Source organism: Cellvibrio sp. (genome assembly GCF_039207905.1).
Taxonomy (GTDB): domain Bacteria; phylum Pseudomonadota; class Gammaproteobacteria; order Pseudomonadales; family Cellvibrionaceae; genus Cellvibrio.
Window position 1 is genome coordinate 19,477 of the sequence record NZ_JBCECX010000034.1, and the last position, 24,622, is coordinate 44,098.

A 24,622-nucleotide genomic window follows, 5' to 3' on the forward strand; every position below is an offset into this window, starting at 1 on the left:
CGTTGTATTGACGCTAAGTTTTCCCGCGTCGATTACGCAACACTACCAGTAGTGCGTACGCGTTTGCTACCTTTTACGATATCGGCTTTTTGCGCTTCGGCGCGCTGCTTCCTGCGCGCATCGATCACATTCTTACCAGCAATTAAAAATCCCACCACAATAAATGCACCCGGTGGCAAAAGCGCAAAAATAACATTCGGGAAATGATCGCCAAAAATATTGAGTTGCCAGCTGCGCGCAGATTCACCAAACAGCAATTGCATATCGGCAAATAAATGGCCGGTGCCGAGTAGTTCGCGCACGGCGCCCACGCTGACTAATACCAGCAAGAAGCCCATACCCATCATAAAACCATCTACCGCCGAGGGCAGGAGTTTGTTTTTGCTGGCGAAGGCATCGGCGCGGCCGAGCACGGCGCAATTGGTAACGATCAGTGGAATAAATAAACCGAGGATTTGGTACAGCTCGTAAGTGAATGCTTTCATCAGCAATTCAATGCAGGTTACAGCCGAGGCGATAATCATCACAAACGCGGGCAAGCGCACTGCATCGCTCACATAGTGGCGGATCAGTGATACCGCGGAGTTAGTTGTGGTGAGCACAAGTAAGGTGGCAAGCCCCAAACCCAATGCGTTAACCACGGTTGAACTCACCGCAAGCAGTGGGCAAAGGCCGAGCACTTGCACCAACGCGGCGTTATTACTCCACAGGCCTTTTTCAGTAATCTCTTTGTAATTGATGCCATCACTCATGGTGTTCACCTGTGGTTGGCTGTTGTGTATTCATTGTTTGCTGATCGTTAAATAACACTTGCTGGTTGGCAGCGACAAATTCCAACGTGCGTTTTACTTGGCCGACAACCGCGCGCGGTGTAATAGTCGCACCGGCGAATTGATCAAACGCACCGCCGTCTTTTTTCACTTTCCATTCTTCTATTACTGGCATCTGCAAACTTTTGCCGTTAAAACTCAAAATCCATTGGTGTTTTTTCAGCTCGATTTTATCGCCGAGGCCGGGCGTTTCTTTGTGCAGCAAAATGCGCACACCGGCAACTGTGCCATCGCGGTTTACGCCGACAATCATACTGATATCACCGGAGTAGCCATCGTGTGCCATTGCCGGAACTATGAGCGCAGAGATTTCGCCATTCTGGCGGGCACGATGGATTTTTTCGCCGCCGCTTAAACCTAGTTGTGCCAAACCGGAGGCGGGTACATCGATAGTATCGTTAAGCAAATCGTTATCGTGATTGCCGAGCGGAATAATTTCAAACAGTGCTCGCTGTTGCGCTGCGCGTTCGGCATTGGCGATACGATCTTGTGTTCCAAGATTGGTGAGTGCCAGCGCGCCTGCTGTTACCAGCGCAAATGCAGTGAGCACCAAACTGTTCTTGCTGATCGATTGGCTAATGGATTGGCCGAGCATTAATGACCTCCATCACGTTTGGTTGAGTCAGTTGCGCGGCGCGGTTTTTTGTGGCCGTAAGTGCGCGGCGTGGTGTAATAATCGATAAAGGGCGCGGCAAAATTTAACAATAAAACCGCAAAGCCAACACCGTCAGGATAGCTCGTGCCCCAAGCGCGAATCACGTAGATTAATACTCCGATCAGCGCGCCGTAAATAATGCGCCCGCGATTGCTTACTGCCGAGGTCACCGGGTCAGTCACAATAAAAAATGCACCGAGCATGGTGGCGCCCGAGAGCAAATGGAATATCGGTGAGCCGCCGGAATTGGAGCTGCCGCTATCGTAAAAAAAGGCAGCCATTAGGGTGAGCGCCAACAACATCGAAACCGGCGCGTGCCAGGTAAATACTTTTTTGTAGAGTAAATAAATTCCGCCGATCAGAAAACCGATGTTTACCCATTCCCAGGCTGCGCCCGCCCAGCGGCCTTCGCTAAATACCGGTTCATTTTTGTAGAGATCATCCAGCACCAACCCCGGATTTTGTTTCATGATATCCAGCACAGTGGCGGAGCTGTAGCCGTCAATCATCCCAGGGAATGCAGTGCCGAAAATTATTTTATCCAATGCGGCGACGAGGCTGGGCAAGCTTTGTCCGTCAGCCAATAGCGGCAGCGGCGTTGCCCACTGTGTCATTTCTATCGGGAATGAAATCAGTAGTAAAACGTAAGCGACCATCGCCGGATTAAACGGATTAAAGCCCATCCCGCCGTATAATTGTTTGGCGAGCACAATCGCGACAAATGCCGCGCTGATCACTAACCACCAAGGGCAATAAGGCGGCAGCGAAACGCCAATTAACACACCGGTCACCAGCGCGCTGCAATCGCTTAGGTAAAACGCAATAGGGCGCTGGCGCAGTTTCATTACCAGCGCTTCAAATGCGATGCACGCAAGGCTGGCGAAGATGACATTGATTATGACACCTACACCAAAAAAATAGGTGAGCGCGGCTATGCCGGGAAAAGTCGCGTACACCACCAACCGCATCAAGCGGCCGGTGCGATTGGCACCGTGGGTGTGGGGCGAGGTGATATTTAATAACGCCATCGGCTTAGCTCATCTCGTTGAGTCGTTCTTCCAGCTTGGTTACACCCAAGCGGAAAGCGTCAATATTCGGATCATCTTCTGCTTCGGCTTTTTCCAATCGCTCACGTGCTTTTTGTAAGCGCGATTGCATTGCCTGAATTTGCTGCGCGTGTTTTTCTTCATCACTCATGGTGGTCATTCGCGCTGCTTTGGCTTTGGCCTTTGCGATGGCAATTTGTGCTGCAGTTTGTTCGGCAGCTGCCGATGCAACAGGTTTATCGCTAGCATCCAATGCATTTAATTCGGCGAGTGTCTCGGCAATTTTCTGCTGCAGTTTTTCTGTTCCCATTTGCAGCGCTTCAAGGCTGGCGCTGCCATCGGCTTTTGCTTGTGCGACTTTTTCTTCTGCCTTCTCTAGACGCAAGCGCAGTGAATCCAGATTTGAACGCAATTTATCTGCAGGTGAAAATGCTAATTTCGCTTGCGCTCGTGCAATGGATGCAGCGACTGGATCATTAATCTCAGCCGCGGTTACAGTAGGTGCAGAATCTGCAACGGCGGGTATTTCTTCGCCTATCTCTGCGATAAAGTCAGCGAGCTTTTTTTCTGCCTCGGCGACTTTCATTTCCGCTTGTTTGATGCGCACTTGCTGTTTGACTAATTGTTCGTCGCTGATCACCGGGTTGGTTTTATTCGGGATCAACGGCTTCTGGTTAAATTCCAGATTATTTTTTGCTGCAGCGAGAATACGCTGCAATTTTGCTTTTTGTTCCGCTGCTGATGCCTGGGGCACAACCGCCGCTTTGGCAACCGCTGCGCTAATGACATCTGCGGCAGGCGAACCTGCGGCAGGCGATCCTGTGGCAGGCATCCCTGCGGCAGGCATCCCTGCGGCAGGCGCTCCTGTGGCAGGTGCAATAGTCGTCTCAGCTGCAACTGCATCGTTTTTCGCTGCAGCAATGCTCGCGGTTTTTTCGGCAAGTTTTTGTTTCGCTTCTTCCGCTGCTTTTTGGCGCAGTACACGCTTGGCTTCTTTCTCGGCTTCTTCTTTTGCGATACGGCTTTGGCGGAATTCAAAACGTTGGCGCGAGCGATCCGATTTTTCTTTTTCCAAATCGTGCAAGCGGATGCTGCCTTTTGCCGCGCGATAATATTGCACCAGTGGAATCGTGCTCGGGCAAACGTACGAGCAGGCGCCGCACTCGATGCAGTCGAATAAATTGTGCGCTTCAAGGCGATCAAAATCTTTTGCCTGCGCGTACCAGAATAATTGCTGCGGCAACAAATGAACCGGGCATACCTCGGAGCACAATCCGCAGCGGATGCACGCCTGCGCTGGTTGTGGTGCGGGCAATTCCTGTTTGCCGGGCGCGAGAATACAGTTGATTGTTTTGCCGACCGGCGCATCCAGATCGAGCAGGGTGAAACCCATCATCGGTCCGCCCATAACCACGCGCGACGCGCGGCTGATATCAAAGCCGTGCTGCGTGAGGACGTAACTAATCGGTGTGCCGAACAGTACATCAATATTGCGCTGCGTCGTTAAGGCTTCGCCGACAACAGTCGTCACGCGGGAAACTAATGGTTCACCAAAGCGCACCGCGCGCCAGGCAGCGACTGCGGTTCCCACGTTGACGCAGATTACGCCCGCATCGGCCGAGTGATGCCCGCTCGGGACTTCGCGACCAGTGAGGATCTGGATTAATTGTTTCGCACCGCCGGAAGGATATTTGGTCGGGAATGCGACTACCCTGATTTTGGCCGCCTCTGGATTGCTAACCGATGCACCGGCAATCGCTGCTTTGAGTGCGGCTATGGCTTTGGGTTTATTGTCTTCAACACCAATCAATATTTGTTCGGGGTGTTGCAGTATATGGCTGAGCAAGAGCGTACCTGAGACGACTTCGGCAGCGCGCACTTGCATCAACATATCGTCGGCAGTGATGTAAGGCTCGCACTCGGCGCCGTTGAGGATCAGCGTATCGATCACTTGCGTGGATTTGGGGGCGAGTTTCACTGCTGTGGGAAAACCGGCGCCACCTAAACCCGCCACGCCAGCGGCGCGGATTGTATCGAGCAAATCCAGGCGATCGAGGCTTTGGTAATCCTCGCAGGGTGTGAGGCCAATCCACTCGTGCTTGCCGTCCGCTTCGATTACCACTGATTCGCTGTGGATACCCGATGGATGTGCAATTGCCCGCTCTTCAATCGCGATGACAGTTCCGGAAGTTGACGCGTGGGTATTCGCACTAAAAGTCCCATCTGCCGCGCCGATCAATTGCCCCGCTAATACCCGATCGCCTACTTGCACCACCGCTTGCGCCGGTGTGCCCATGTGTTGGTTGAGCGGAATTACCAATACTGGCGGCAGGGGTAATTCGCCCAAGGGCAATTGCAGGGATTGGGCTTTGCGCTCGGGCGGATGAATCCCGCCGGGCAGTTCCCAGACTTTGATCGGGCTGTTCATGTACACGGATTCTCGTTGCGGTTTTAGGCCGCTTTGTTGTCATCCTGATTTGGGGTAAGGCGATTGCCTGCAGGCTGCAAGTCAGACGCAATCAGGTTGCCCACTACGTGGAAAACAGGGGTTTGGTTGGTGGCGGGCAAGTTCCACTGCCAGGTTTGCAAGTCAGTTTCCACGGGAATCATATCGATGCAATCCACCGGACAGGGTTCGACGCAGAGGTCGCAGCCGGTACATTCATCGGCGATGACGGTGTGCATCTGCTTGGCGGCGCCGAGTATCGCGTCCATGGGGCAGGCCTGGATGCATTTAGTGCAGCCGATGCATTCGTCCTCGCGGATAAACGCCACCAGCTTTATCGGTAGATGTTCGCCATGTTCAGCATCCAGGCTGGGCGCTGGCACATCGAGCAAATCCGCCAAGGCATTAATGGTTGCTTGGCCGCCGGGCGGGCACTTGTTGATGGCTTCGCCATCGGCGATGGCTTGCGCGTAAGGGCGGCAGCCGGGATGCCCGCATTGGCCGCATTGGGTTTGAGGCAAAAGGGCATCGATCCGCTCAACAATCGGATCGCCTTCGACTTTGTATTTCACCGCCGCAAAACCCAATACCGCGCCGAACGCAGCCGAGAGTCCACCGAGGGCAAGTAGCGCAGTAACTATGGGGTTGTGGAGGATTAAATCGATCATAGGAATCGGCCGGTTATTGCAGGCTGACCAGCCCGCCAAAACCCATAAAGGCGAGGGCCATTAAACCGGCGGTAATCATGCCGATGGCGGCGCCTTTAAACGGAACGGGCACATCGGCTACCGCCAAGCGTTCGCGCATCGCTGAGAAAAGCACCAGCACCAAGGAAAACCCCAGCGCTCCGCCAAAACCGTAAAGAGTAGATTCAAAAAAGTTATGCGCCTTTTGGGTATTGAGCAGGGCGACACCCAGCACCGCGCAGTTCACGGTAATCAGCGGCAAGAAGACACCCAACACGCGATAGAGCAGTGGGCTGGTCTTCTCCATAAACATCTTCACAAATTGCACGACCGCGGCGATTACCAGAATAAAAGAGATGGTGCGCAGGAATTGCAGGTCGAGCGGGGCGAGAATCCAGGTGTCTACCAAATAGGTACAAATGGACGCGAGCGTCATTACAAACGTCGTTGCACCGGCCATGCCGATAGCACTTTCGAGTTTGTTGGATACACCCATAAACGGGCAAAGGCCAAGGAACTGTGCCAGCACAAAGTTATTCACCAGCACGGTACTGAGCAGAATGATGGTCAATTCGCTGAACGTCATAAAATGTTCTGCCGGGAAAAAACGGAAATGTACGTAATTTTGCTCCTCCCCTTTGAAACGGGGTGCGTAACCAAGGGGAGAAGCGCGGGCGGCTAGGCGAGGGGATTAACTTACATCACCCGCTGCCCAGGCTTGGCGCCGTTGTTCGGCTCTAACAAATAAATTTCTTTATCGCCCGGGCCTGCCGCTAACACCATGCCTTCGCTCATGCCGAATTTCATTTTACGCGGCTTGAGGTTGGCGACCATTACGGTCAGCTTGCCCACCAAATCTTCCGGCTTGTAGGCGCTCTTGATACCAGAGAAAACATTGCGCGTTTCACCGCCCAAATCCAAGGTCAGGCGCAGCAATTTATCCGAGCCTTCAACGTGTTCGGCATTGGCGATAAGCGCAACACGCAGATCCACTTTGGCGAAATCATTAAAATCGATTTCTGCTGCAATAGGTTCAACGTCAGATGCTTTTGCTTCCGCTTTAGGTGCTGCGGTTGCCAGCGCTTCTTTACCCGCTTCGATCATCGCATCTACTTTGTCTTTTTCAACGCGAGTCAGCAGCGGTTTGAATTCGTTGATCTTCTCGCCGGAGCGGAAACTCACCGGCGCATTCCAGTTCAGGGTTTCGCCCAGGAATGCTTCCGCGTCGGTAGTCAGCGCTGGCAATACCGGTTTCAAATAGGTCAGCAAGGCGCGGAACATATTGATGCCGAGTGTGCACACCGCTTGGGTTTGCGCTTCAGCACCGGCTTGTTTCGCCAACTTCCACGGCTCTTGCGTGGCGATGTATTCGTTGGCGGCATCGGCCAGCGCCATAATTTCGCGCATGGCTTTGCTGTAATCGCGGCTTTCGTAGTAGTTGGCGATGGTTTCGCCCGCATCGATAAATTGTTGCCAGAGCGCTTTATCAGCAATTTCATTTGCTAAAACGCCGCCGGCATTATTAATAAATTTCGCAGTACGACTGGCGATGTTGACTACCTTGCCAACCAAATCCGAATTCACGCGCTGGATAAAATCTTCCAGATTCAAATCGATATCGTCCACGGCGCTGGTGAGTTTTGCCGCGAAGTAATAACGCAGATATTCCGGATTCAAGTGATCGAGGTACGTGCGTGCATTAATAAAGGTGCCGCGCGATTTACTCATCTTGGTGCCGTTAACGGTCAGGAAACCGTGCACACAAATTTTGGTGGGGGTGCGCAAATTGGCTGAATGCAACATCGCTGGCCAGAAGAGTGCGTGGAAATTCACGATGTCTTTGCCGATAAAGTGATAAACCTCGGCAGTTGAATCCGGTTTCCAGTATTCCTGCCAATCTTCCCCTTTCTTATCGAGCAGATTTTTCAAACTGGCGATATAGCCGATAGGTGCATCCAGCCACACATAAAAATACTTGCCTGGCTCACCGGGAATTTCAAAACCGAAGTAGGGCGCATCGCGGGAGATGTCCCACTCCTGCAAACCGGCATCCAGCCACTCGGCCATTTTGTTGGCTACTTCATCTTGCAAGTGACCGGCGCGGGTCCAGTTTTTCAAAAAGTCGCTGAAGGCGGGCAAGGTGAAGAAAAAATGTTCGGAGTCTTTGGCGATGGGGGTTGCACCGGAAATCGCCGATTTCGGGTTGATCAAATCCATCGGCGAATAAGTTGCACCGCATTTCTCGCAGTTATCGCCGTATTGGTCGTCAGTTTTACATTTCGGGCAGGTGCCTTTGATGTAACGGTCAGCGAGGAACAATTGCTTTTCCGGATCATAAGCCTGGGTAATCGCACGGGTCGCGATATGGCCGTTGGCTTTCAGGCGGCCATAAATCATGTTCGACAATTCGCGGTTTTCGTCGCTGTGGGTCGAATGATAATTATCAAAGGCGATATTAAACGCGGCAAAGTCTGCCTCGTGTTCGGCTTTTACATTGGCGATTTGTTGTTCAGCGGAATGACCCAACTGCTCGGCCTTCAGCATAATCGCTGTGCCGTGCGCATCGTCCGCACACACGTAAGTGCAATCCATACCGCGCATTTTCTGGAAGCGCACCCAGATATCAGTCTGGATGTATTCCACTAAGTGGCCGAGGTGAATCGAGCCATTGGCGTAGGGTAGGGCACTGGTGACGAGAATCTTGCGTGGTGTTTGGGTCATGGATCAAACCTGTTGGATTCGGAAACATAGAGGCCGGGATAGTTTTGCCCGGCCACAAAAAAGGCGCCGCACTATAGCATTTTTCCCGTCCTGATTCAGGCGCTTTTTCCGCACAAGGTCGCGATTAAATAAGCACTTGGATAAGCGGCAGCGAATCGGAGTGTGATTTTTGTCAAATTTGCAAAATTGTTAAATTTGCAATTTTGACGACACCTACAGTGATGAGTGATTGTACAAAAGTGGTTGTTGTTATGGTGATATACGGCGACAATCCCCCCCATTCAGCCGGTTTTAGCCATGCAAACATTATAAAAACACCTTGGCGCGACTCGTGCTACTGAATCGTGCTACTGAAAAGGCACCCATAGTTCAAAACACCGTTTTGGATACTCCTGATAACTAGAATACCAACGGAACAATAATGGCTCCTTCATCTATTGATCAAAGCACATTTCGTCAGATTCTCGCGCGCAATATCATCTTTCCGTTGGTGTTTGGCCTTATCAATGCGGCGGCATTTATCATCCTGATCCTGTTTTTGCTCTCGGCGTTGCGCTGGGTGGAGCACACAGAGTCGGTACTGGGTAAATCCAATGAAGTAACCCGTTTGCTTGTCGATATGCAGACAGGGCTGCGCGGATTCCTTGTTACCGGCGAAGATAGTTTCCTCTCCAACTACAATATCGCGCGTCCAAAGATCAAAGCGGAATTGGAGTTATTACGCCAGCAGGTTGGTGATAACCCGGTTCAGGCGGATCGCCTTAGCCGTTTGGAAGTCATGCATACAGAGTGGATGAAGTACGCAGAAAACATCATCCAGGTACGCCGCGACAATGGTGACTACGCACAAATGGTGCGCAGCCGTGGCCAACAGGAATTTAACGAAATTCGCCGTGAGTTGACTGAGTTTCAAACCACCGAAACCAAGTTGCTGATTGAGCGGCGTGACGAAGCCCGGTTTGTAACCACCGTATCGATTGTCAGTTATCTGGTGATTATGGGGCTTGTTACCGGCTTGCTGAGTTTCTTCGGGCGTCGCTCACTGGTCAGCTTATCGCAAACATTCAATGAATCGCTTGATGAGCGCCAACAGCACTCGTTAATTCTTGAGCAGCAAAACTGGCAGCGCTCGGGGCAAGCGCGTTTGGCAGAGCAGACTATTGGCCAGACCTCCAAACCTGCGCTTGGGCAGGCAAGCCTGGATTTTATTGTTAATTATCTTGGCGCATCTGCAGCGACTTTTTATTCGCGCCACGTTGGCACCAAAGGTATAAAGCGCGTGGCGAGTTATGGCTTGCGCAAAGAGTATGAAGAAGCTGACCAGATTCTGGAGTCGGGCGATAGTTTGGTTGAGCAAGCAGTGCTGTCTCGCCGCATTATCGAACTAAAAGATGTGCCTGCCGATTATGTAAAAATTACCTCGGGTCTTGGTGAAGCGCAGCCGCGCTATCTGGTGATTGTCCCGCTCGAACACGATGGTCAAGCCAATGGTGCGATTGAGTTGGGCTTCTTGCATCCGCCTGCTGCGCGCGATATCGAATTCCTGAAATTGGTTGCGCCGAATATTGGCAGCTCGCTGGAGATGGCGATCAATCGCCGTCGCTTGCAAGATTCTTATGAAGAAAGCCAACAATTGAACGAAGAGCTGCAAGTGCAACAAGAAGAGTTGCGCACCGCGAATGAAGAGTTGGAAGAACAATCGCGCATTCTGGAAGAATCGCAAGCGCTGTTGGAAAACCAAAAAGCTGAGCTTGAGCAAACCAACGAAAAATTAATCGATCAAGCTGTCGCGCTGGATCAAAAAAATATCGCGCTCAACACCATTCAAGCCGAATTGGAAGAGCGTGCGATCGATCTGCAACGCGCGAGCAAGTACAAATCAGAATTCCTTGCCAATATGTCGCACGAGCTGCGCACGCCGCTGAATAGCTCGATGATCCTGGCAAAACTCTTGGCAGAAAACGCAAAAGGCAATCTCAACCCCGAACAAATCCAGTTTGCGAATAGCATTTATTCCGCCGGTAATGATTTGCTCAACCTCATCAACGATATCCTCGATATCTCCAAAGTAGAAGCAGGCAAATTGGAACTTGCGCCTGAGCATATTCCGCTGCAGCGGTTGGTTGAGTCTTTGCGTTTGGTGTTTGAGCCGTTGGTGACGCAAAAGAAATTGCAGTTCAATATCCAGATTGATGCCGATACCGAAAAATCGATTTTTACTGATCACCAACGCCTTGAACAAATTATTAAAAACCTGTTATCCAACGCGATCAAATTTACCGAGCAAGGCCAGATCAGCGTGCGTATTTTCCCTGCATCGGGCGGCGTTGGATTTGCAGTTACCGACAGTGGCATCGGCATTGCGAAAGAGCAGCAATCTTTGATCTTTGAAGCTTTCCAACAAGCGGATGGCAGCATCAGTCGTCGCTACGGCGGCACAGGTTTGGGGCTTTCAATTTCGCGCGATCTTGCCGCATTACTCGGCGGTAGCATTACTGTAGAAAGTACGCCAGGTAAAGGCAGCACCTTCACTTTAGTCCTGCCGCTTGAATTGCCCGTGACCGAAGAAAATGCTGCACCGGATGCAAACGTTTCTGTGGTTGCCCCGGTAATTGCTGCGCAGGTTATTGCCGATCAGAAAGGTCCATCGTTTGAATCAGTTTCTGTGCCGCGTTTCTTTGAGGATGATCGCGATAAAACCTTGCTTGCTGAGCGCGCAGTACTGGTAATTGAAGATGATGCGGAGTTTGCGCAGATCCTCTATAGCTTGGCGCACGAACTGCAGTATCGCTGTCTGGTGGCCGAGACAGCGGCAGAAGGTTTGCAAATTGCCGCTGATTTAATTCCCGATGCCATTTTGCTGGATATAGGTTTACCGGATTCATCCGGTATGAATGTGCTGCAAAAATTAAAAGCGAATCCGCTGACGCGCCATATCCCGGTACACATTGTATCGGCCACCGATCGCAGTGAAGCAGCGATGCAAATGGGCGCGATTGGTTACGCGGTTAAACCAACATCGCGTGACCGTTTGAAAGAAGTATTTACCAAACTTGAAGACAAGCTGACGCAAAAAGTAAAACGTGTCTTGTTAGTGGAAGACGATGCGCTGCAGCGCCAAAGTGTGGTGCATTTGATTGGCGATGAAGATATCGATATCACCGCAGTTGAATCCGGTGAAGAGGCAATTGATTTGCTGCGCACCACGATTTTTGACTGCATGATTATCGATTTGAAATTGCCCGATATGCAGGGGCATGAGTTGTTGCAACTGATGTCTACCGAAGATATTTGCTGTTTCCCACCAGTCATTGTTTACACTGGGCGTAACCTTACCCGTGCGGAAGAAAGCGAGCTGCTGAAATATTCGCGCTCCATCATCATTAAAGGCGCGCGTTCGCCAGAGCGTTTGCTGGATGAAGTAACACTCTTCCTGCACAAAGTGGAATCGGCATTATCCAGCGAACGACAAAATATGTTGAAGACTGTGCGCAGCCGCGACCGCGCGTTGGATGGTCGCCGCATTTTGTTAGTCGACGATGACATGCGCAATATTTTTGCGTTGACCGGCGCGCTTGAACAAAAAGGTGCCTTGGTGGAGATCGCCCGCAACGGCGTTGAAGCATTGGAAAAGCTTAACGAGGTTGCCGATATTGATATGGTATTGATGGATGTGATGATGCCGGTGATGGATGGGCTCGAAGCAACACGCCGTATCCGCACCGATGTCCGCTTCCAAAAATTGCCCATTATTGCGATTACTGCCAAAGCAATGAAAGATGATCAGGAGCAATGCATCAGAGCCGGTGCGTCGGATTATCTTGCCAAACCAATTGATATTGATCGTCTCTATTCCTTGCTGCGCGTATGGATGCCGACGCTTGAGCGTATTTGATAAGCTGCATTGAATGGAACCTGTTTGATGAATAATCCTACGAGTAGCGAGATCGAACTGAAGTTATTGATTGAGGCGATTTACCTCAAATACAGTTATGATTTTCGCGATTACGCCGGCGCATCACAAAAGCGCCGGGTTTTGCATGCATTGCGTCAGTTACGCTGCGAATCTATTTCGGAATTGCAGGCGAAGGTGTTGCATGACCCTGATACCTTTATGGAGTTGTTGCAGTACTTAACGATTCCGACAACAGAAATGTTTCGCGATCCGGATTACTTTCTTGCGTTACGTGAGCAGGTGGTGCCGTTTCTAAAAACCTATCCCTCGCTGAAAATCTGGATTGCAGGTTGCAGTACGGGCGAAGAGCTTTATTCAATGGCGATTTTACTCAAGGAAGAGGGATTGCTGGATCGTAGTATTATTTATGCTACGGATATTAATCCACATTCATTAGATAAAGCGAAGAAAGGTATTTTTTCGTTGGAGCGCGTGCGTAGTTACACTGCTAATTATCAAGCGGCGGGTGGAAAGCAATCATTTTCGGATTACTATACCGCCGCCTATGATGCTGCTTTGTTTGATCGCAGCCTGTGCGAGAATGTCAGTTTTGCCGATCACAGTTTGGCAACAGACAGTGTGTTTTCGGAAACGCATTTGGTGTGCTGTCGCAATGTGATGATTTATTTTAATCATGAATTGCAGGAGCGCGCACTGGGATTATTTCATGAGTCCTTGTGCCACCGCGGATTTTTAGGGCTTGGCAGTAAAGAGAGCATCGATTTTTCCGGTCATGCCAACGCATTTGAACCTTTGGTAAAAGCACAGCGTATTTATCGCAAACGTTAAGGTGGAAGCCTATGGCGAATGTGGAAAGTGCACAACGAATTACTGCTGAATCCTCCGGTGAGAATCTGGAGGAGAAAATAAAAAAACGCAACATCGAAGCCATAGTGATTGGAACTTCGGCCGGCGGCATAAAAGCATTGCTGGGATTGTTGGGGAATTTACCGCAAAATATCCCCGTGCCGATTATTATCGTGCTGCATATGCCTGAATCGCGCGAAACTCGTTTGGCTGAGGTTTTTCAGCATCATATAGCGACAAAGGTAGTCATCGCCGAAGATAAAGACCGCATCAAGCCCGGGCGCGTGTATTTTGCAGGGCCGGGTTATCATCTATCGATTGAACGTGACCGGAGTTTTTCGGTTAGCTGTGAAGATCCGGTGCATTATTCGCGCCCGTCGATTGATGTATTGATGGCATCCGCTGCGGATGCCTATGGTGCAGCACTTGCTGGTATCCTGTTAACCGGCGCAAATCAGGATGGCGCAGAAGGTATGGCGCGAATTCATGAGATGGGTGGGCTTACTGTAGTGCAAGATCCTGCAGAGGCAGAAATTGCGGTGATGCCGAAATCGGCACTTGATTTATTTAATCCGGATTTTGTTTTTCCATTACAGGAAATCCAGAAGTTCATTTTCAGAGTGGAGCAATGTTAATGCAAAGTACCAAGCTGCTGATCGTCGACGATCTGCCGGAAAATTTGCAAGCGCTTGCCAAGATTATTGAGCAAGACGATCGGGAGATATATCAAGCATCCTCTGGCGATGCTGCGCTCGCATTGTTGCTTGAACATGATTTTGCTCTGGCGATCCTCGATGTGATGATGCCGGATATGAATGGATTTGAATTGGCAGAGTTGATGCGCGGCACCGAAAAAACGCGCCATATTCCTATCGTATTTGTCAGCGCTGGTGGGCGCGAGCTTAACTATGCATTTAAAGGTTACGAAACCGGCGCGGTAGATTTTCTGCATAAGCCATTGGACATCGGCGCTGTTAAAAGCAAAGTGAATGTGTTTGTTTCATTGCACCAGCAGCGCACGCAAGTTAAACAACAAGTTGAAGCGCTTGAAAAAAGCCAGCGCCAATTGCACGCTACCCAAGCAGAGTTGGAGCGCGCGTTGAAAATGCGCGATGACTTTATTTCGTTGGTTGCGCACGAGTTGCGCACGCCGTTAAATACTTTGCACATTGAATCGCAAGTGCGCCAGTTGCAATTGCAGCGTGGTGACCTATCCGTCTTTAATAAAGAGCGTCTTCACTCCATGGTGGAGCGCGATACGCGCCAGATCAACAGCATGGTGCGTTTGATTAACGATATGGTGGAAGTCTCCCGCGTTAATACTGGCAACCTTTCGATCCGCCCCGAAAAAATTAATCTATCGCAACTGGTGCTGCGCGTAGTGGGTGATTTCACCTTGCAAGCAGTCGCCGCTGGTAGCAGCTTTACTATTGATGTTGTAGAGAATGTGTACGGCAGCTGGGATGATTTTCGGGTTGAGCAAATCATCATTAACCTGATTACCAATGCGCTGCGTTATGGTGGCGGAAAACCTGTCGCTATTACGCTCGCTGTTGTTGGCGATAGAGTAGAAGTTCATGTGCAAGATCAGGGCAGCGGTATTGCACCGAACGAGCAACAGCGTATTTTCGAAAAGTTCGAGCGGTTGGGAAATAATAAAGTGCGCGAAGGCTTGGGAATGGGGCTGTATATTGCCCGCCAACTAGCGGAAGCGCACGGCGGTAGTTTGGTTGTGCGCAGTAATCCGGGTGAAGGTGCATGCTTCACCCTGTGTTTGCCTGCTGCTTACGTTGAAGGTGATGCTACTCAGCGACAAGTTGAAAATGGCAGTGTTTAACTATTTATTCATCGTAAGGTTTATATTCGATTTTGACGATATAAAAAAACTCTTCACCTTCCGGCTTTTTCAATACGATCTCGTCGTCTAGCCTTTTTCCCATCATTGCGCGCGCCAGCGGTGCATCCATACTCAGTTTATGTTTGGCCACATCAAATTCATCGGGGCCGACAATTTGATACGAACTTTCGTTCCCATCATCATCTTCCAATGTAACCCAGGCACCAAAAAATATTTTGCTTTGGTCTTCGGGCAGGCGATCCACCACCGTAACCGCTTCCATACGCTTGGATAAAAATCGCACGCGCGAATCAATTTCCCGTAATCGGCGCTTGCCATAAATGTAATCACCGTTCTCGCTGCGGTCGCCGTTTTTTGCCGCCTCATGCACAACCTGGGTCACTTGCGGACGCTCGATTTTCCATAGCTGCGTGACTTCATCTTTCATGCGTTTAAATCCGGCGGCAGTAATGTATGCCGAACCTTTTTCGCTGGGGGGGCGCCAACGTCCCATCAGTTCTCTCCAACAATTATTGGTTACTAAAAACCGTTAAATAAAATGCTAATTCTTCCTCCAGCGCGCGCTGGATATTGTGCGCTTGGCGAAAGCCGTGCGCCTCTTCTTCAAAAGTGACGTAACGAGTCATTATCCCCTTTTGTTGCAATGCGGCGACCATGGCTTCTGCTTGCGCTGGCGGAACTACTTTGTCCTGCAAACCCTGTAAAAAAATCACCGGGCAATTGAGTTGCTCGATATGGTTGATGGGTGAGCGCTGTTGATAAATAGTTTGCTCTTGCGGATATTGACCTACCAGTGAATCCAGATAATGCGCTTCAAATTTGTGAGTATCGCGCGCGAGTGCTTCAAGATCGCCAATACCATACAAACTTGCGCCTGCTTTAAAACTATCACCAAAAGTGAGTGCAGCTAATACGGTGTAACCGCCAGCGCTGGAACCACGAATCGCTACTTTATTTTTATCGACAACACCTTGTGCAATTAAATAATCAACGCCGCTGCACACATCAATGACATCAGTTACACCCCAATTATTTTTTAAGCGGTCGCGATATTCTCGCCCGTAGCCGGTGCTACCGCGATAATTTACATCCAGTACTGCAAAGCCACGGCTGGTCCAGAATTGGATTTTAAAATTGAGCGAGCTTTCGGTTGCTCCAGTGGGGCCACCATGGCACATCACCAGTAGCGGTGGTAATTGCCCGACAGGTGGAGTTACATCTGGATTGGTTGGCATATAAAAAAAACCGCGGGCGCTTTCACCATCGCGAGTGGGAAATTCGATTGTTTGTGCAGCTGCAATAAATTGGCTATTAATCGCTTGTGGGCTGGTGGTTAGTGGGGCAATTTTTTTATCGGCGTAATGCCAGAGCTGCGCGCCCAGGTTATTACTGGCTGCAATAAAATAGCCTGCACCGTTGTGGCAGTGGATGCTGGAGATATCGCGAAAGTCAGAAGCGATAGTGGCCAGAGTTTTATCTACAATATTGATTACCCCGAGCTGCCAGAAACCCTGTTGGCTAAAACAGCATAAAATTTCCGTGTTGGATAAAAATCCATAACAGCTCATGCCGAACACCCATTGCGGTGTGGCAAACTCTGCGGGAGCGCTATAAACCGGAGTTGCGGTGGTTCCATCCCAGCGATAAATATTCCACCAGTTGCTGCGGTCTGATACAAAAAATAATTCGCCAGCCGGTGACCATTGGGGTTGAAAAATAGATTCCTGATCTCCATCGGCAACTACGTTAGTGTTAGTGATTGCACCTTGTTGATCCAATTCGGCAAGCACGCACTCGGTTGCATCCCACGGCATATTGGGGTGATTCCAGCGCAAATAACTGAGTTGATCGCCGCTGGGCGATAATCGTGGATTGGAATAAAAATCGGCGCCCTGTGCAAGAACTTGCGTGGTACCGCCGATTACATCCACTGCAATAATATTGCTTTCGGGATGGTGCGCATCTTTTGTGCAATCTTCGCGAACTACTAATAATTTTTGTCGTTTGGCATCGTAGCAAAAATCAGCGTAGCGATAATTTCCTTCTGCGGTTAACGCGCGGGTTTCTTCTTGTGCATAATCGTAACGATAAATACGTTGATCGCTATCCAGCACATAAAAAATGGCTTGCTCTGTGGCGAGGTAGGGCGCTCCGCCATACTCATGCGCACGTGTACGAATGCTGTGCGGTGCTGGCAGTAAATCACTGCGTACACCGTTTGTTTCGCAGACCAATGCATTGCGGCCCTTTTCTTGCGGGCGTGATTCCAGCCAATAAAGGCGTTCGCCAACTGCTTGTGGCTCGCTGATGCGTACACCTTGGGTGGTAAGCAATTCAGTGGTAATAGGGGAGGGCCAGTGGCCGTAAGAAGTGCTGGTCATAATGTTAGATAATCAAATAGAAATACAAAGAATGAGGTATTTTGCCTCTCATTATGAAGCAAGGGCAAGGCAGGGTTTTTATTTGTTCAGGTTTCGGCTTTAATGCATCCATCAACCGGATTTACTTATGGTAGCTGTTGTTATGGCTTTTTCCTCAGAACAACTACGCATTTATCTGCCACCGATTCCAGCATCAGGCGCAATCTGGTGGGTGGGTTTTAGCGGTGGTTTGGATTCAACCGTGCTGCTGCACGCGCTGGCGCAATTGCATTTACCCGTGCATTTGCGCGCGTTGCATATCAATCACCAAATTTCACCTAACGCGGATGCATGGCAAGCGCAGTGCGCCGATTTTTGCGCGCGTTATGCAATTCCATTCCATGCGGAAAAAGTGCGTGTGGAAAATACGGGCAAGGGAATTGAAGATGCGGCTCGCGCTGCACGCTACAAGGTGTTTGAAAAAAATATCGCACCGCATGATGTATTGTTTACTGCGCATCATGCTAATGATCAAGCGGAGACATTATTGCTGCGTTTAATGCGCGGTACCGGGCCGCGCGGTTTGGGGGCCATGGCGGCAATGCGCGCGTTAGGTGCCGGGTCTTTAGTGCGGCCATTGTTACATTTTACCCGCGAGCAGTTGGAAGCCTACGCTCATGCCCATCGGCTGGTGTGGGTCGATGATGAAAGTAATCTTGATGATGACTACGACCGCAATTTTTTGCGCAATCAGGTGATGCCACTATTACAAAACCGCTGGCCGAAATTTCGGCATAAGTGGCAACAAACTGCCGAACTTTGTGCGCAGCAGGAGTCATTGGTGGAGGAGATCGCCCACGAGGATTTATTGCGCGTAGCACCGATAATCGAGCGGGTTGGGCAAAGTATTGATCTGGATATTTTTTCCAGCTTGTCCGCAGTGCGCCAACAAAATCTGCTGCGTTACTGGTTGCGGTTGTTGAATCACTCCACTCCTGAACAATTGCACTGGCAGCAGATCGAACAACAATTATTGCACGGGCGTGAGGATGCGCAGGCGCAAGTGAACTGGGGCGATGTATCGTTACGGGTTTATCAGAAACGTTTGTATGCGCTACCGCTGCGGTTACCGGAGATGACGCTGCAATTTAAATTGCTGGATGTGGATAGTAAACCGCGTTTAAAAATCAATTTACCTGATGTGCAAATTCGTTATCGCGAAGGAGGCGAACGCTGCAGGCCTGCAGGTCGTGCGCACTCGCAAACGTTAAAAAAGCTGTTGCAAGAGTACGCACTCGAGCCTTGGTTGCGCGATAAGGTGCCGCTGGTTTTCAGTGGAGCAAATTTGGTAGCGGTGGGTGATTTATTGGTGTGTGCTGATTATGTGGCTGCTGAGGATGAAGACGGCTATCGATTAATCTGGCAATAAAATATCCAATACAAGCGCTGTTTGAAAAATAATAGGTCAAAAAAAACGGGATGCAATTGCATCCCGTTTTTTTAGCCAGCTACCACTTAGAAGAGGTAGACGGCACCCGCTGCGGTAGCCGAGTTATCGTTTTGATCCAAGACACCGCTGCTGCTTACCGAGCTAGTGCTGGCACCACTGGATGCAGCTGCATAGCCACGGCCCGATTCGCGGTGCGCTCCAACTGCCATGGTTTTGCCATCACCGGAAATCGCAACGTTCAAGCCGAAGCGATCGTCAGAATCAGTATTGCTGGCCTTAACGTAACTTTGTTGGCTCCACCCGGCGTTATCGCGTTTGAATACAAACACGGCACCTGCACGCTCAAGGCTGGTATCGCCTTGATCACCGTTAATACCTTTGGCATTGCTTGCTTCACGGAAGGAGCCGACCGCCAGAGTATTGCCATCCAACGACAGGGCCACATCACCGCCAAACTCACCACCGGAAGTAATGGTGGATGGTCTCAGGTAGGCTTGTTGAGCCCAGGTTGAGCCGGTGCGGCTGAATACATAAGTTGATCCATTACCTACTGATTTGGCAATTTCTTGCACCTGGTCTCTGTCGATCTTTTTGGGGTCATCAGTGTTAAGTGTGCCACCAGCATCGCCCTTGGCGCCAATTGCCAAGGTATTGCCATCACCGGATAGATCAACACTTGAACCGAATAGTGTAGAGAAGAAGGTGGATGCTGGCTTCAGATAAGCTTCTTGAACCCAATCAATCTCGCCGCGAGTAAATACATAAGCGGCGCCATTGTTGATACCGTAGGTTCCGTAAGTAGCGTCTTCACAGCCGAGATCCATAATGTAGAGCAAGTCTCTGTTCTGATAGAAACAAGAGTTGTCTGCCTGATTGCCATTAACCCCTTTGGCTTGGCTGTCTTCACCAATAGCACCAACAGCAAGGGTCTTACCGTCAGTTGACAGGGCAACACTGGCTCCAAATGCGTCGCCTGATTGTGCATTCGATGCTTTTACGTGTGTATCTTCTTTCCATCCATCCGCTTCCAATCGATAAATATAAACGGCGCCTGAACCTGAGCCGCCGTTGTAACTACTGGTGGACGATGCAGAACTTTTTGACGATGAGGAGCTGCTGGTCGACGTTGAAGAGCTGCTAGCTGATGACGGGCTTGATGGGTAAAACTCCAAACACTCTCTCGCAGACGAATTACTGCTGGCTGAATTATGAACCAGATTGAATACACCGCTTCTGGCGATGAAATCACTGGTTGTACCTACCGCAAGGGTTTTGCCATCGCCAGAGAGGGCAAGTGTTTCGCCGAAGCGTAATTCCACGGTGCCAGTACTGTTAAAGGCGTGGTTCACTGCGTAGTAGGGTTTTACATAAGCATCTTGCGTCCAATCGCTACCCTCGCGGCTAAATATATAAACTGCTCCTACATTAAAATCTTGTGCAGCAATAAAGTCACCGGATGGATCTGAAGATGCAGATGAGTTGGAGCTAACGCTAATACGGCTCGTTGTTTCGTAGTTGTTCTGATTACAGTTGATACCGAATGACGGGCTGTCTTCCAGTAGCGCTGATACCGCCAAAGTATTACCGTCATCTGACAGCGAAACTCTATAACCAAAACGGTCGTTAACAAGCATACGGTATGGGTTTAAGTTCAGCTGTTCGGTGTTGGATGCTTTCAAATAAGCTTGCTGAACCCATACGCCATTATTTTTTACGAAGATATACACCGCACCGGAGTTAGTGCTTTCATTGTTGGTTTGATCGCCGTTAGCGCCAACAGCATTGCTGTCTTCTGCCGGTGCACCTACTGCGAGAGTTTTGCCATCGCTAGACAGTGCAATGCTCCAGCCGAAGAAATCATTCGCTTCGGTATTGGATGCTTTTACGTAACCAATCGCTTTGATCATCTCAGTAGCAGTGAATGTCAGGCTTGAGCGCTGGCATCCGCCATTATTACAAGCGTCTACATAATAGTAATTGTTCACCCAGTCGTGAACGTGAACGCCTATTTCATCCGTTGCTGTGGTGGTGGTCAGGTCGTCGCCCACTTGAACCACTCCGCCGGTCGCAGCGTCGTGTTTGAATAATTTGTAGTGGGTTGCGCCGTCAACTGCGCTCCATTGGAAGGTGAGCACCTTGGGATTTTGTGCTTCCACTTTTACGCTCGGCCAGACACCTGAGCCATTAGCAGGCACAGACGCGGCGGCGAAGCTGCTGCGTAAAGATGAACTAACCGAGGACGAACTTGCCGAGGATTTTTTGTCGCTACCACCGCCACAGGCGGTTAATAAAGTTATCCCCCCCAAGAGCGACAGGAGCAGGGTGGTGCGCTTCAACAGCGGTGAGAAACGATCAATATTCATTCAGCAGGTTCCTGAGGTTTAAAACTGGTCGGTGATTCTGTGTGTCGCGGCGCTTGGTGTCAATCAATCGCCTGCAATATTAGGGTTCAAGTGCGTTTTCCTCACGCACAGCGAGGTGGCCTAAAGACCGCCAAAACGTTGGATTGGTTCAGTGGCGCCAGATGAAAGGGACAATTTAGTGTAAATATAAGCAGTAAGTTGTGAGCAATTGTGAAACCTGGCGCTTGGTACTGTATCGCCCCCATCCGGTTTGGTTGTGGATGAGGGCGATTGGCAGTCGCGGATTACAGTGTTTTTAAGTATTCCACTAGCGCTAGGCGTTGCTCGGCAGTGATTGGGGTGAGTGTGCGCATCTGCGGTTTTCCTTCTGCATCTTTTACCGGGCGACCACGGGCATCCAATACAAAGACGGGAGTCACGCCAGCGGCATATTCATGGCCTTTATTGGAATTGCTGGGCAGGCGCGCGTCGAACACAAATAGCCCTGGATACTCAGTTGGGTCCCGCTGCACAAAACCGACTTTGACCGGGTCCAGTTCGCGTCCACCAACGATAAAGCGGTTCGGGCGGCAGACCTTTCCGCTCGCGATTTCCTCGTCACTGCAGCTCGGCATAAAGAGTTCATAGAGGCTCGGCACCGAGCCGTTATGCAAGTAAGGAGCGGTAGCCCAAATACCATTGAGCGGACGTGCTTTATAAGCAACCAGCGTGGCTGGGTTGTTCTTGTTGACGACTTCAAAGTCCAGATTGCGCTCCGTCCTCTGGATCGGATTGTCGGAAATCGATGTGGATACGTCGTAAGTATTTTCAGTCCAGCGGCGGATTGCACTTTTGTCGTGATCCGGCTGCACTATCACACCTGCGACCGCGAGGCTCAATGCCGGTAATACCGGGCCGGTCTCTTGAAAGAGCGGCGAGTTGAGTTTTAGTGGATCAATTCTTTGCCCTGCAAAATAACCATTTTTGCCTGTGTACTTGAGCGCATTCATCGCCATAAACGGATCTGTGCCAATGGTTTGCAGGCTGGAGAATTGCGCGGTGATGCGGCGTTTGGAATCGGTGCGATCAATCGCTTCATGACAGGTATGGCACTGGTACTCAACAAACACTTGCTGTCCTTTTGCAGCCAGTACGGGATCAACCGGCGGCAATATTTTTTGTTTGGCCAATTCCTCCCAACTGGGTGACCAGAGGCTTTCCAGATGGCGTTCGATCCGGGTCAGGTTGCGTACTATGACTGACGAGCGATAGCCGAGATCGCCCCGTTGTTTGTCCAAATTAAATTGCGCAAATACGCCCAGCGCTTCGCCGGTGTTGCGCCCGAGCGGCCCCGCCAATTCGTTGTCACCCACACCATTCCACTGCACAAAATCGTGTTGCGGTGTATCCCATAAATAGGGATAACTCACCGGCGCATTGGCGGGATTGAAGTTGTCCTCTTTGGGGGTGAGGTGCGCGAGTATGCGATTGTAGATGCGGCCAAATGCATCGAGCCGCGCATAACCGTAAGCAACGGATTGGTCGCCGTGGCGCGGTTCGTTAATCTGATTGTAAGTGGCGATTTGTTTTGCTGTGTCTGCGAGCTCTGCCCGGAATATCTCTTTATCAGCAGGATATTTTTTCTCTAATACCTTTTTAGCCAAGCGATCAAACTTTTCAGGGTTTATCAGGCTCGCATTTAACGATGCCGATAAGCTGTTTAGCATTTGTTCCATATCGGCCAGCGCCGCGCCGCCATCGATACGAATTCCAACACCTTGATAATTAATCTGGCTGGTGTGACAGGCCGCGCAGGTAAAACCAACGAACTCTTTGCCAGCGTGTTTATCCCTTACCCAGCCAACGGGTAAACCATCGGGATTGGAAACAGACGCGCGTTGGGGCAGGTAACGCAGGTGATTCATATTGCTATCACTGCGAAACAACAACTCGCTGTCCGGCATCTCCAAATGCAGGAACAGCTGGTAGGGAATCAGATTTGAACCCTGGCTAACGTTGTAAAACCACAAGCTATCGGCGCCGCTCCAGTTTTGATCTGGATACACCACGCGCTCAGCGCTATCGCCGAAACTATCTGCAGCGGCAACTTGTGCGTGGCGGTCGCTATCAACGAGCACACCTTGGGAGATATAAGTACAGCCGGAAGCGGTGGTGAGGCCGATACAAGTTAGCAACGCAATACGCAGGTGATTGAAATTCATAGCTATTCCTTTACGAGCTTTTATATATAGTTTTGGTGAGCTAACAGGTTTTGGTAGGCTAAAAAGTGTTCAAAAAATAAATCGGTTGAGACGACAAATATTAAGGAACTATTCAGGAAGCGCGCAGCCTTAGCTTTAACTTTACCAGATTGCCTTGGTGCTGACACAAACCAAAGAGGGTAGGTTTGTCACTCCTGTTTCCAGTACTTGGCAATAAAGTAACAAAGTAATTCCTGATGTTGGCGAGAAGGTGTCATTGGCAGATTTTTACTTGAACTGTCATAAATTGTGCGTAGACTGCCGCCTCGCCGCAGCAGAGGGACTTTTTACGGAACCGGGTGGCGAATAATCAACCTGTGAATCAATGCAGCAACATGCATAGATTCACTATAAAAAGCGCAGCGGAACCTTTATGTTGATGAATCCTTTATTCGTGGATACTTCTTTAAGCAATCGTCTCGGACAGGGTGTCCGTCTCGGTGTTTGCCATCTGCAGTACCAGGGGCGCGATTACGTGTTTGTCGCCGCACCTACCCAGCAAGCCTCCAGTTTTGTCGGCAAAAATGCAGAGCCATTTGCATTCCAGCTGCGCGAAAAATTTGATCTGGATGCCCGTCGTTTTGAATTGATTGAGGTGCGTGAAGCTGGCGATGCTACCCAGTTGTTTCGCTGGCGTTTTGAGTGGGTGGGAAATTCCCCTTTGTCGGCGCGCAGTGAAGAAATTACGTCCACCGGTCTGCGCACTATTCTTTTGAATTTGATTGATCCTGCGCAGGCAGTTGCAGCAACTGCCTGATTGATGCCCTAGCGATTGTCAGGGCTGCATCGCGTTTTCCTTCCTGATTTTCTTACTCTTCTGTAGATGATTTGGTTTTCTTGCCTGCACTGCGCCAAAACCATTGGCGCGGTGGTTGTGTCAATTCTTCAATTTGCGCTTGTTTGTGCTCTTCATCGGTAAACCAATAGTAGTCGTGTTTGCTTTTTGGTTTAAACCAACCGCGCACTTCAGCAATGTGTTCCACCGCTAATTTGGGCATACCCAATTTGCGGTCGGAATTAAAGCTGTGATTCCAGTGCACGAGCAAATCCCGTTTAGCTGTGGCGATGGCGAGTTCTTCCGTGTCGGTATTGATTAGTTTGCAACTAATAAAACCAATGACGGGGTCTGGAGCATCACTGGAGTTTTCAAAAAAAATATTCTCGCCTGAGAGAACAACTTTGTAATACGTCATAATTTACTATCT

At 50.1% G+C, this 24,622-nt stretch carries 18 protein-coding genes; 6 read left to right on the forward strand and 12 right to left on the reverse strand.

Going from position 1 to position 24,622, the window contains the following annotated elements; translation table 11 throughout:
• Nucleotides 1-32: 32 nt before the first annotated feature.
• From AAGC78_RS17320 to metG, 7 genes are all read right to left on the reverse strand, one after another.
• Nucleotides 33-752: an electron transport complex subunit E gene (locus tag AAGC78_RS17320; RefSeq protein ID WP_435785358.1), complete on the reverse strand. Its 720-nt coding sequence runs from the start codon at nucleotides 750-752 to the stop codon at nucleotides 33-35.
• Complete coding sequence (rsxG, locus tag AAGC78_RS17325) at nucleotides 745-1,425, reverse strand: electron transport complex subunit RsxG (RefSeq protein ID WP_435785359.1); 681 nt, start codon at nucleotides 1,423-1,425, stop codon at nucleotides 745-747. Before rsxG ends, AAGC78_RS17320 begins: the two co-directional genes overlap by 8 nt.
• On the reverse strand, nucleotides 1,425-2,513 hold the full coding sequence (gene rsxD, locus AAGC78_RS17330) for an electron transport complex subunit RsxD (RefSeq protein ID WP_435785360.1): 1,089 nt from the start codon (nucleotides 2,511-2,513) through the stop codon (nucleotides 1,425-1,427). Before rsxD ends, rsxG begins: the two co-directional genes overlap by 1 nt.
• A 4-nt stretch (nucleotides 2,514-2,517) precedes the next feature.
• Nucleotides 2,518-4,959: an electron transport complex subunit RsxC gene (gene rsxC, locus AAGC78_RS17335; protein WP_435785361.1), complete on the reverse strand. Its 2,442-nt coding sequence runs from the start codon at nucleotides 4,957-4,959 to the stop codon at nucleotides 2,518-2,520.
• Between the two features lie 23 nt (nucleotides 4,960-4,982).
• Nucleotides 4,983-5,645 carry an electron transport complex subunit RsxB gene (gene rsxB / locus AAGC78_RS17340; RefSeq protein ID WP_435785362.1) on the reverse strand — a complete coding sequence of 221 codons (663 nt, stop codon included), beginning with the start codon at nucleotides 5,643-5,645 and terminating at the stop codon, nucleotides 4,983-4,985.
• A 13-nt stretch (nucleotides 5,646-5,658) separates the two neighbouring features.
• Nucleotides 5,659-6,249, reverse strand: coding sequence for an electron transport complex subunit RsxA (gene rsxA, locus AAGC78_RS17345; protein WP_435785363.1), 591 nt, complete (start codon nucleotides 6,247-6,249; stop codon nucleotides 5,659-5,661).
• Between the two features lie 110 nt (nucleotides 6,250-6,359).
• Nucleotides 6,360-8,384: a methionine--tRNA ligase gene (gene metG / locus AAGC78_RS17350; RefSeq protein ID WP_435785364.1), complete on the reverse strand. Its 2,025-nt coding sequence runs from the start codon at nucleotides 8,382-8,384 to the stop codon at nucleotides 6,360-6,362.
• Between the two features lie 421 nt (nucleotides 8,385-8,805).
• On the opposite strand from metG, the gene AAGC78_RS17355 reads away from it, so the two are divergent.
• The 4 genes from AAGC78_RS17355 to AAGC78_RS17370 are packed head-to-tail and all read left to right on the forward strand — an operon-like array spanning nucleotide 8,806 to nucleotide 14,983.
• On the forward strand, nucleotides 8,806-12,279 hold the full coding sequence (locus tag AAGC78_RS17355) for a response regulator (RefSeq protein ID WP_435785365.1): 3,474 nt from the start codon (nucleotides 8,806-8,808) through the stop codon (nucleotides 12,277-12,279).
• 27 nt (nucleotides 12,280-12,306) lie between these two features.
• Nucleotides 12,307-13,128: a CheR family methyltransferase gene (locus AAGC78_RS17360; RefSeq protein ID WP_435785366.1), complete on the forward strand. Its 822-nt coding sequence runs from the start codon at nucleotides 12,307-12,309 to the stop codon at nucleotides 13,126-13,128.
• A gap of 11 nt (nucleotides 13,129-13,139) precedes the next feature.
• On the forward strand, nucleotides 13,140-13,781 hold the full coding sequence (locus AAGC78_RS17365; RefSeq protein WP_435785367.1) for a chemotaxis protein CheB: 642 nt from the start codon (nucleotides 13,140-13,142) through the stop codon (nucleotides 13,779-13,781).
• Complete coding sequence (locus AAGC78_RS17370) at nucleotides 13,781-14,983, forward strand: hybrid sensor histidine kinase/response regulator (protein ID WP_435785368.1); 1,203 nt, start codon at nucleotides 13,781-13,783, stop codon at nucleotides 14,981-14,983. Before AAGC78_RS17365 ends, AAGC78_RS17370 begins: the two co-directional genes overlap by 1 nt.
• Nucleotides 14,984-14,987: 4 nt before the next feature.
• On the opposite strand, the gene greB is transcribed toward AAGC78_RS17370, so the two are convergent.
• Complete coding sequence (greB, locus tag AAGC78_RS17375; protein WP_435785369.1) at nucleotides 14,988-15,497, reverse strand: transcription elongation factor GreB; 510 nt, start codon at nucleotides 15,495-15,497, stop codon at nucleotides 14,988-14,990.
• 16 nt (nucleotides 15,498-15,513) lie between these two features.
• Entirely contained in the window at nucleotides 15,514-17,385 is a 1,872-nt protein-coding gene (locus tag AAGC78_RS17380) for a S9 family peptidase (protein ID WP_435785370.1), read from the reverse strand.
• A 127-nt stretch (nucleotides 17,386-17,512) separates the two neighbouring features.
• Between AAGC78_RS17380 and tilS the strand changes: the two genes are divergently transcribed.
• Entirely contained in the window at nucleotides 17,513-18,793 is a 1,281-nt protein-coding gene (gene tilS, locus AAGC78_RS17385) for a tRNA lysidine(34) synthetase TilS (RefSeq protein WP_435785371.1), read from the forward strand.
• An 86-nt stretch (nucleotides 18,794-18,879) separates the two neighbouring features.
• Here the strand turns inward: tilS and AAGC78_RS17390 are convergent, their stop codons facing one another.
• Together AAGC78_RS17390 and AAGC78_RS17395 are read right to left on the reverse strand one after the other, a co-directional pair.
• Complete coding sequence (locus tag AAGC78_RS17390; protein WP_435785372.1) at nucleotides 18,880-21,177, reverse strand: hypothetical protein; 2,298 nt, start codon at nucleotides 21,175-21,177, stop codon at nucleotides 18,880-18,882.
• Nucleotides 21,178-21,461: 284 nt separating this feature from the next.
• Nucleotides 21,462-23,378 (reverse strand): di-heme-cytochrome C peroxidase, encoded by a 1,917-nt coding sequence (locus AAGC78_RS17395; protein ID WP_435785373.1) that lies wholly within the window; start codon nucleotides 23,376-23,378, stop codon nucleotides 21,462-21,464.
• Nucleotides 23,379-23,790: 412 nt separating this feature from the next.
• On the opposite strand from AAGC78_RS17395, the gene AAGC78_RS17400 reads away from it, so the two are divergent.
• Nucleotides 23,791-24,174, forward strand: coding sequence for a hypothetical protein (locus AAGC78_RS17400; RefSeq protein WP_435785374.1), 384 nt, complete (start codon nucleotides 23,791-23,793; stop codon nucleotides 24,172-24,174).
• 52 nt (nucleotides 24,175-24,226) lie between these two features.
• Here AAGC78_RS17400 and AAGC78_RS17405 read toward each other — a convergent pair whose 3' ends face one another.
• The gene (locus tag AAGC78_RS17405) at nucleotides 24,227-24,610 is read right to left on the reverse strand and encodes a hypothetical protein (protein WP_435785375.1); all 384 of its coding nucleotides are present in this window, start codon (nucleotides 24,608-24,610) and stop codon (nucleotides 24,227-24,229) included.
• Nucleotides 24,611-24,622 lie beyond the last annotated feature (12 nt).

What these genes read in the sequence shown, in the direction of transcription:
- rsxG (WP_435785359.1), bottom strand. Translation starts at nt 1,425, where the DNA reads ATGCTCGGCCAATCCATTAGCCAATCGATCAGCAAGAACAGTTTGGTG.
- AAGC78_RS17365 (WP_435785367.1), top strand. Translation starts at nt 13,140, where the DNA reads ATGGCGAATGTGGAAAGTGCACAACGAATTACTGCTGAATCCTCCGGT.
- AAGC78_RS17380 (WP_435785370.1), bottom strand. Translation starts at nt 17,385, where the DNA reads ATGACCAGCACTTCTTACGGCCACTGGCCCTCCCCTATTACCACTGAA.
- tilS (WP_435785371.1), top strand. Translation starts at nt 17,513, where the DNA reads ATGGTAGCTGTTGTTATGGCTTTTTCCTCAGAACAACTACGCATTTAT.
- rsxC (WP_435785361.1), bottom strand. Translation starts at nt 4,959, where the DNA reads ATGAACAGCCCGATCAAAGTCTGGGAACTGCCCGGCGGGATTCATCCG.
- AAGC78_RS17360 (WP_435785366.1), top strand. Translation starts at nt 12,307, where the DNA reads ATGAATAATCCTACGAGTAGCGAGATCGAACTGAAGTTATTGATTGAG.
- AAGC78_RS17405 (WP_435785375.1), bottom strand. Translation starts at nt 24,610, where the DNA reads ATGACGTATTACAAAGTTGTTCTCTCAGGCGAGAATATTTTTTTTGAA.
- AAGC78_RS17370 (WP_435785368.1), top strand. Translation starts at nt 13,781, where the DNA reads ATGCAAAGTACCAAGCTGCTGATCGTCGACGATCTGCCGGAAAATTTG.
- rsxB (WP_435785362.1), bottom strand. Translation starts at nt 5,645, where the DNA reads ATGATCGATTTAATCCTCCACAACCCCATAGTTACTGCGCTACTTGCC.
- AAGC78_RS17395 (WP_435785373.1), bottom strand. Translation starts at nt 23,378, where the DNA reads ATGAATTTCAATCACCTGCGTATTGCGTTGCTAACTTGTATCGGCCTC.
- AAGC78_RS17320 (WP_435785358.1), bottom strand. Translation starts at nt 752, where the DNA reads ATGAGTGATGGCATCAATTACAAAGAGATTACTGAAAAAGGCCTGTGG.
- greB (WP_435785369.1), bottom strand. Translation starts at nt 15,497, where the DNA reads ATGGGACGTTGGCGCCCCCCCAGCGAAAAAGGTTCGGCATACATTACT.
- AAGC78_RS17400 (WP_435785374.1), top strand. Translation starts at nt 23,791, where the DNA reads ATGTTGATGAATCCTTTATTCGTGGATACTTCTTTAAGCAATCGTCTC.
- AAGC78_RS17390 (WP_435785372.1), bottom strand. Translation starts at nt 21,177, where the DNA reads ATGAATATTGATCGTTTCTCACCGCTGTTGAAGCGCACCACCCTGCTC.
- AAGC78_RS17355 (WP_435785365.1), top strand. Translation starts at nt 8,806, where the DNA reads ATGGCTCCTTCATCTATTGATCAAAGCACATTTCGTCAGATTCTCGCG.
- metG (WP_435785364.1), bottom strand. Translation starts at nt 8,384, where the DNA reads ATGACCCAAACACCACGCAAGATTCTCGTCACCAGTGCCCTACCCTAC.
- rsxA (WP_435785363.1), bottom strand. Translation starts at nt 6,249, where the DNA reads ATGACGTTCAGCGAATTGACCATCATTCTGCTCAGTACCGTGCTGGTG.
- rsxD (WP_435785360.1), bottom strand. Translation starts at nt 2,513, where the DNA reads ATGGCGTTATTAAATATCACCTCGCCCCACACCCACGGTGCCAATCGC.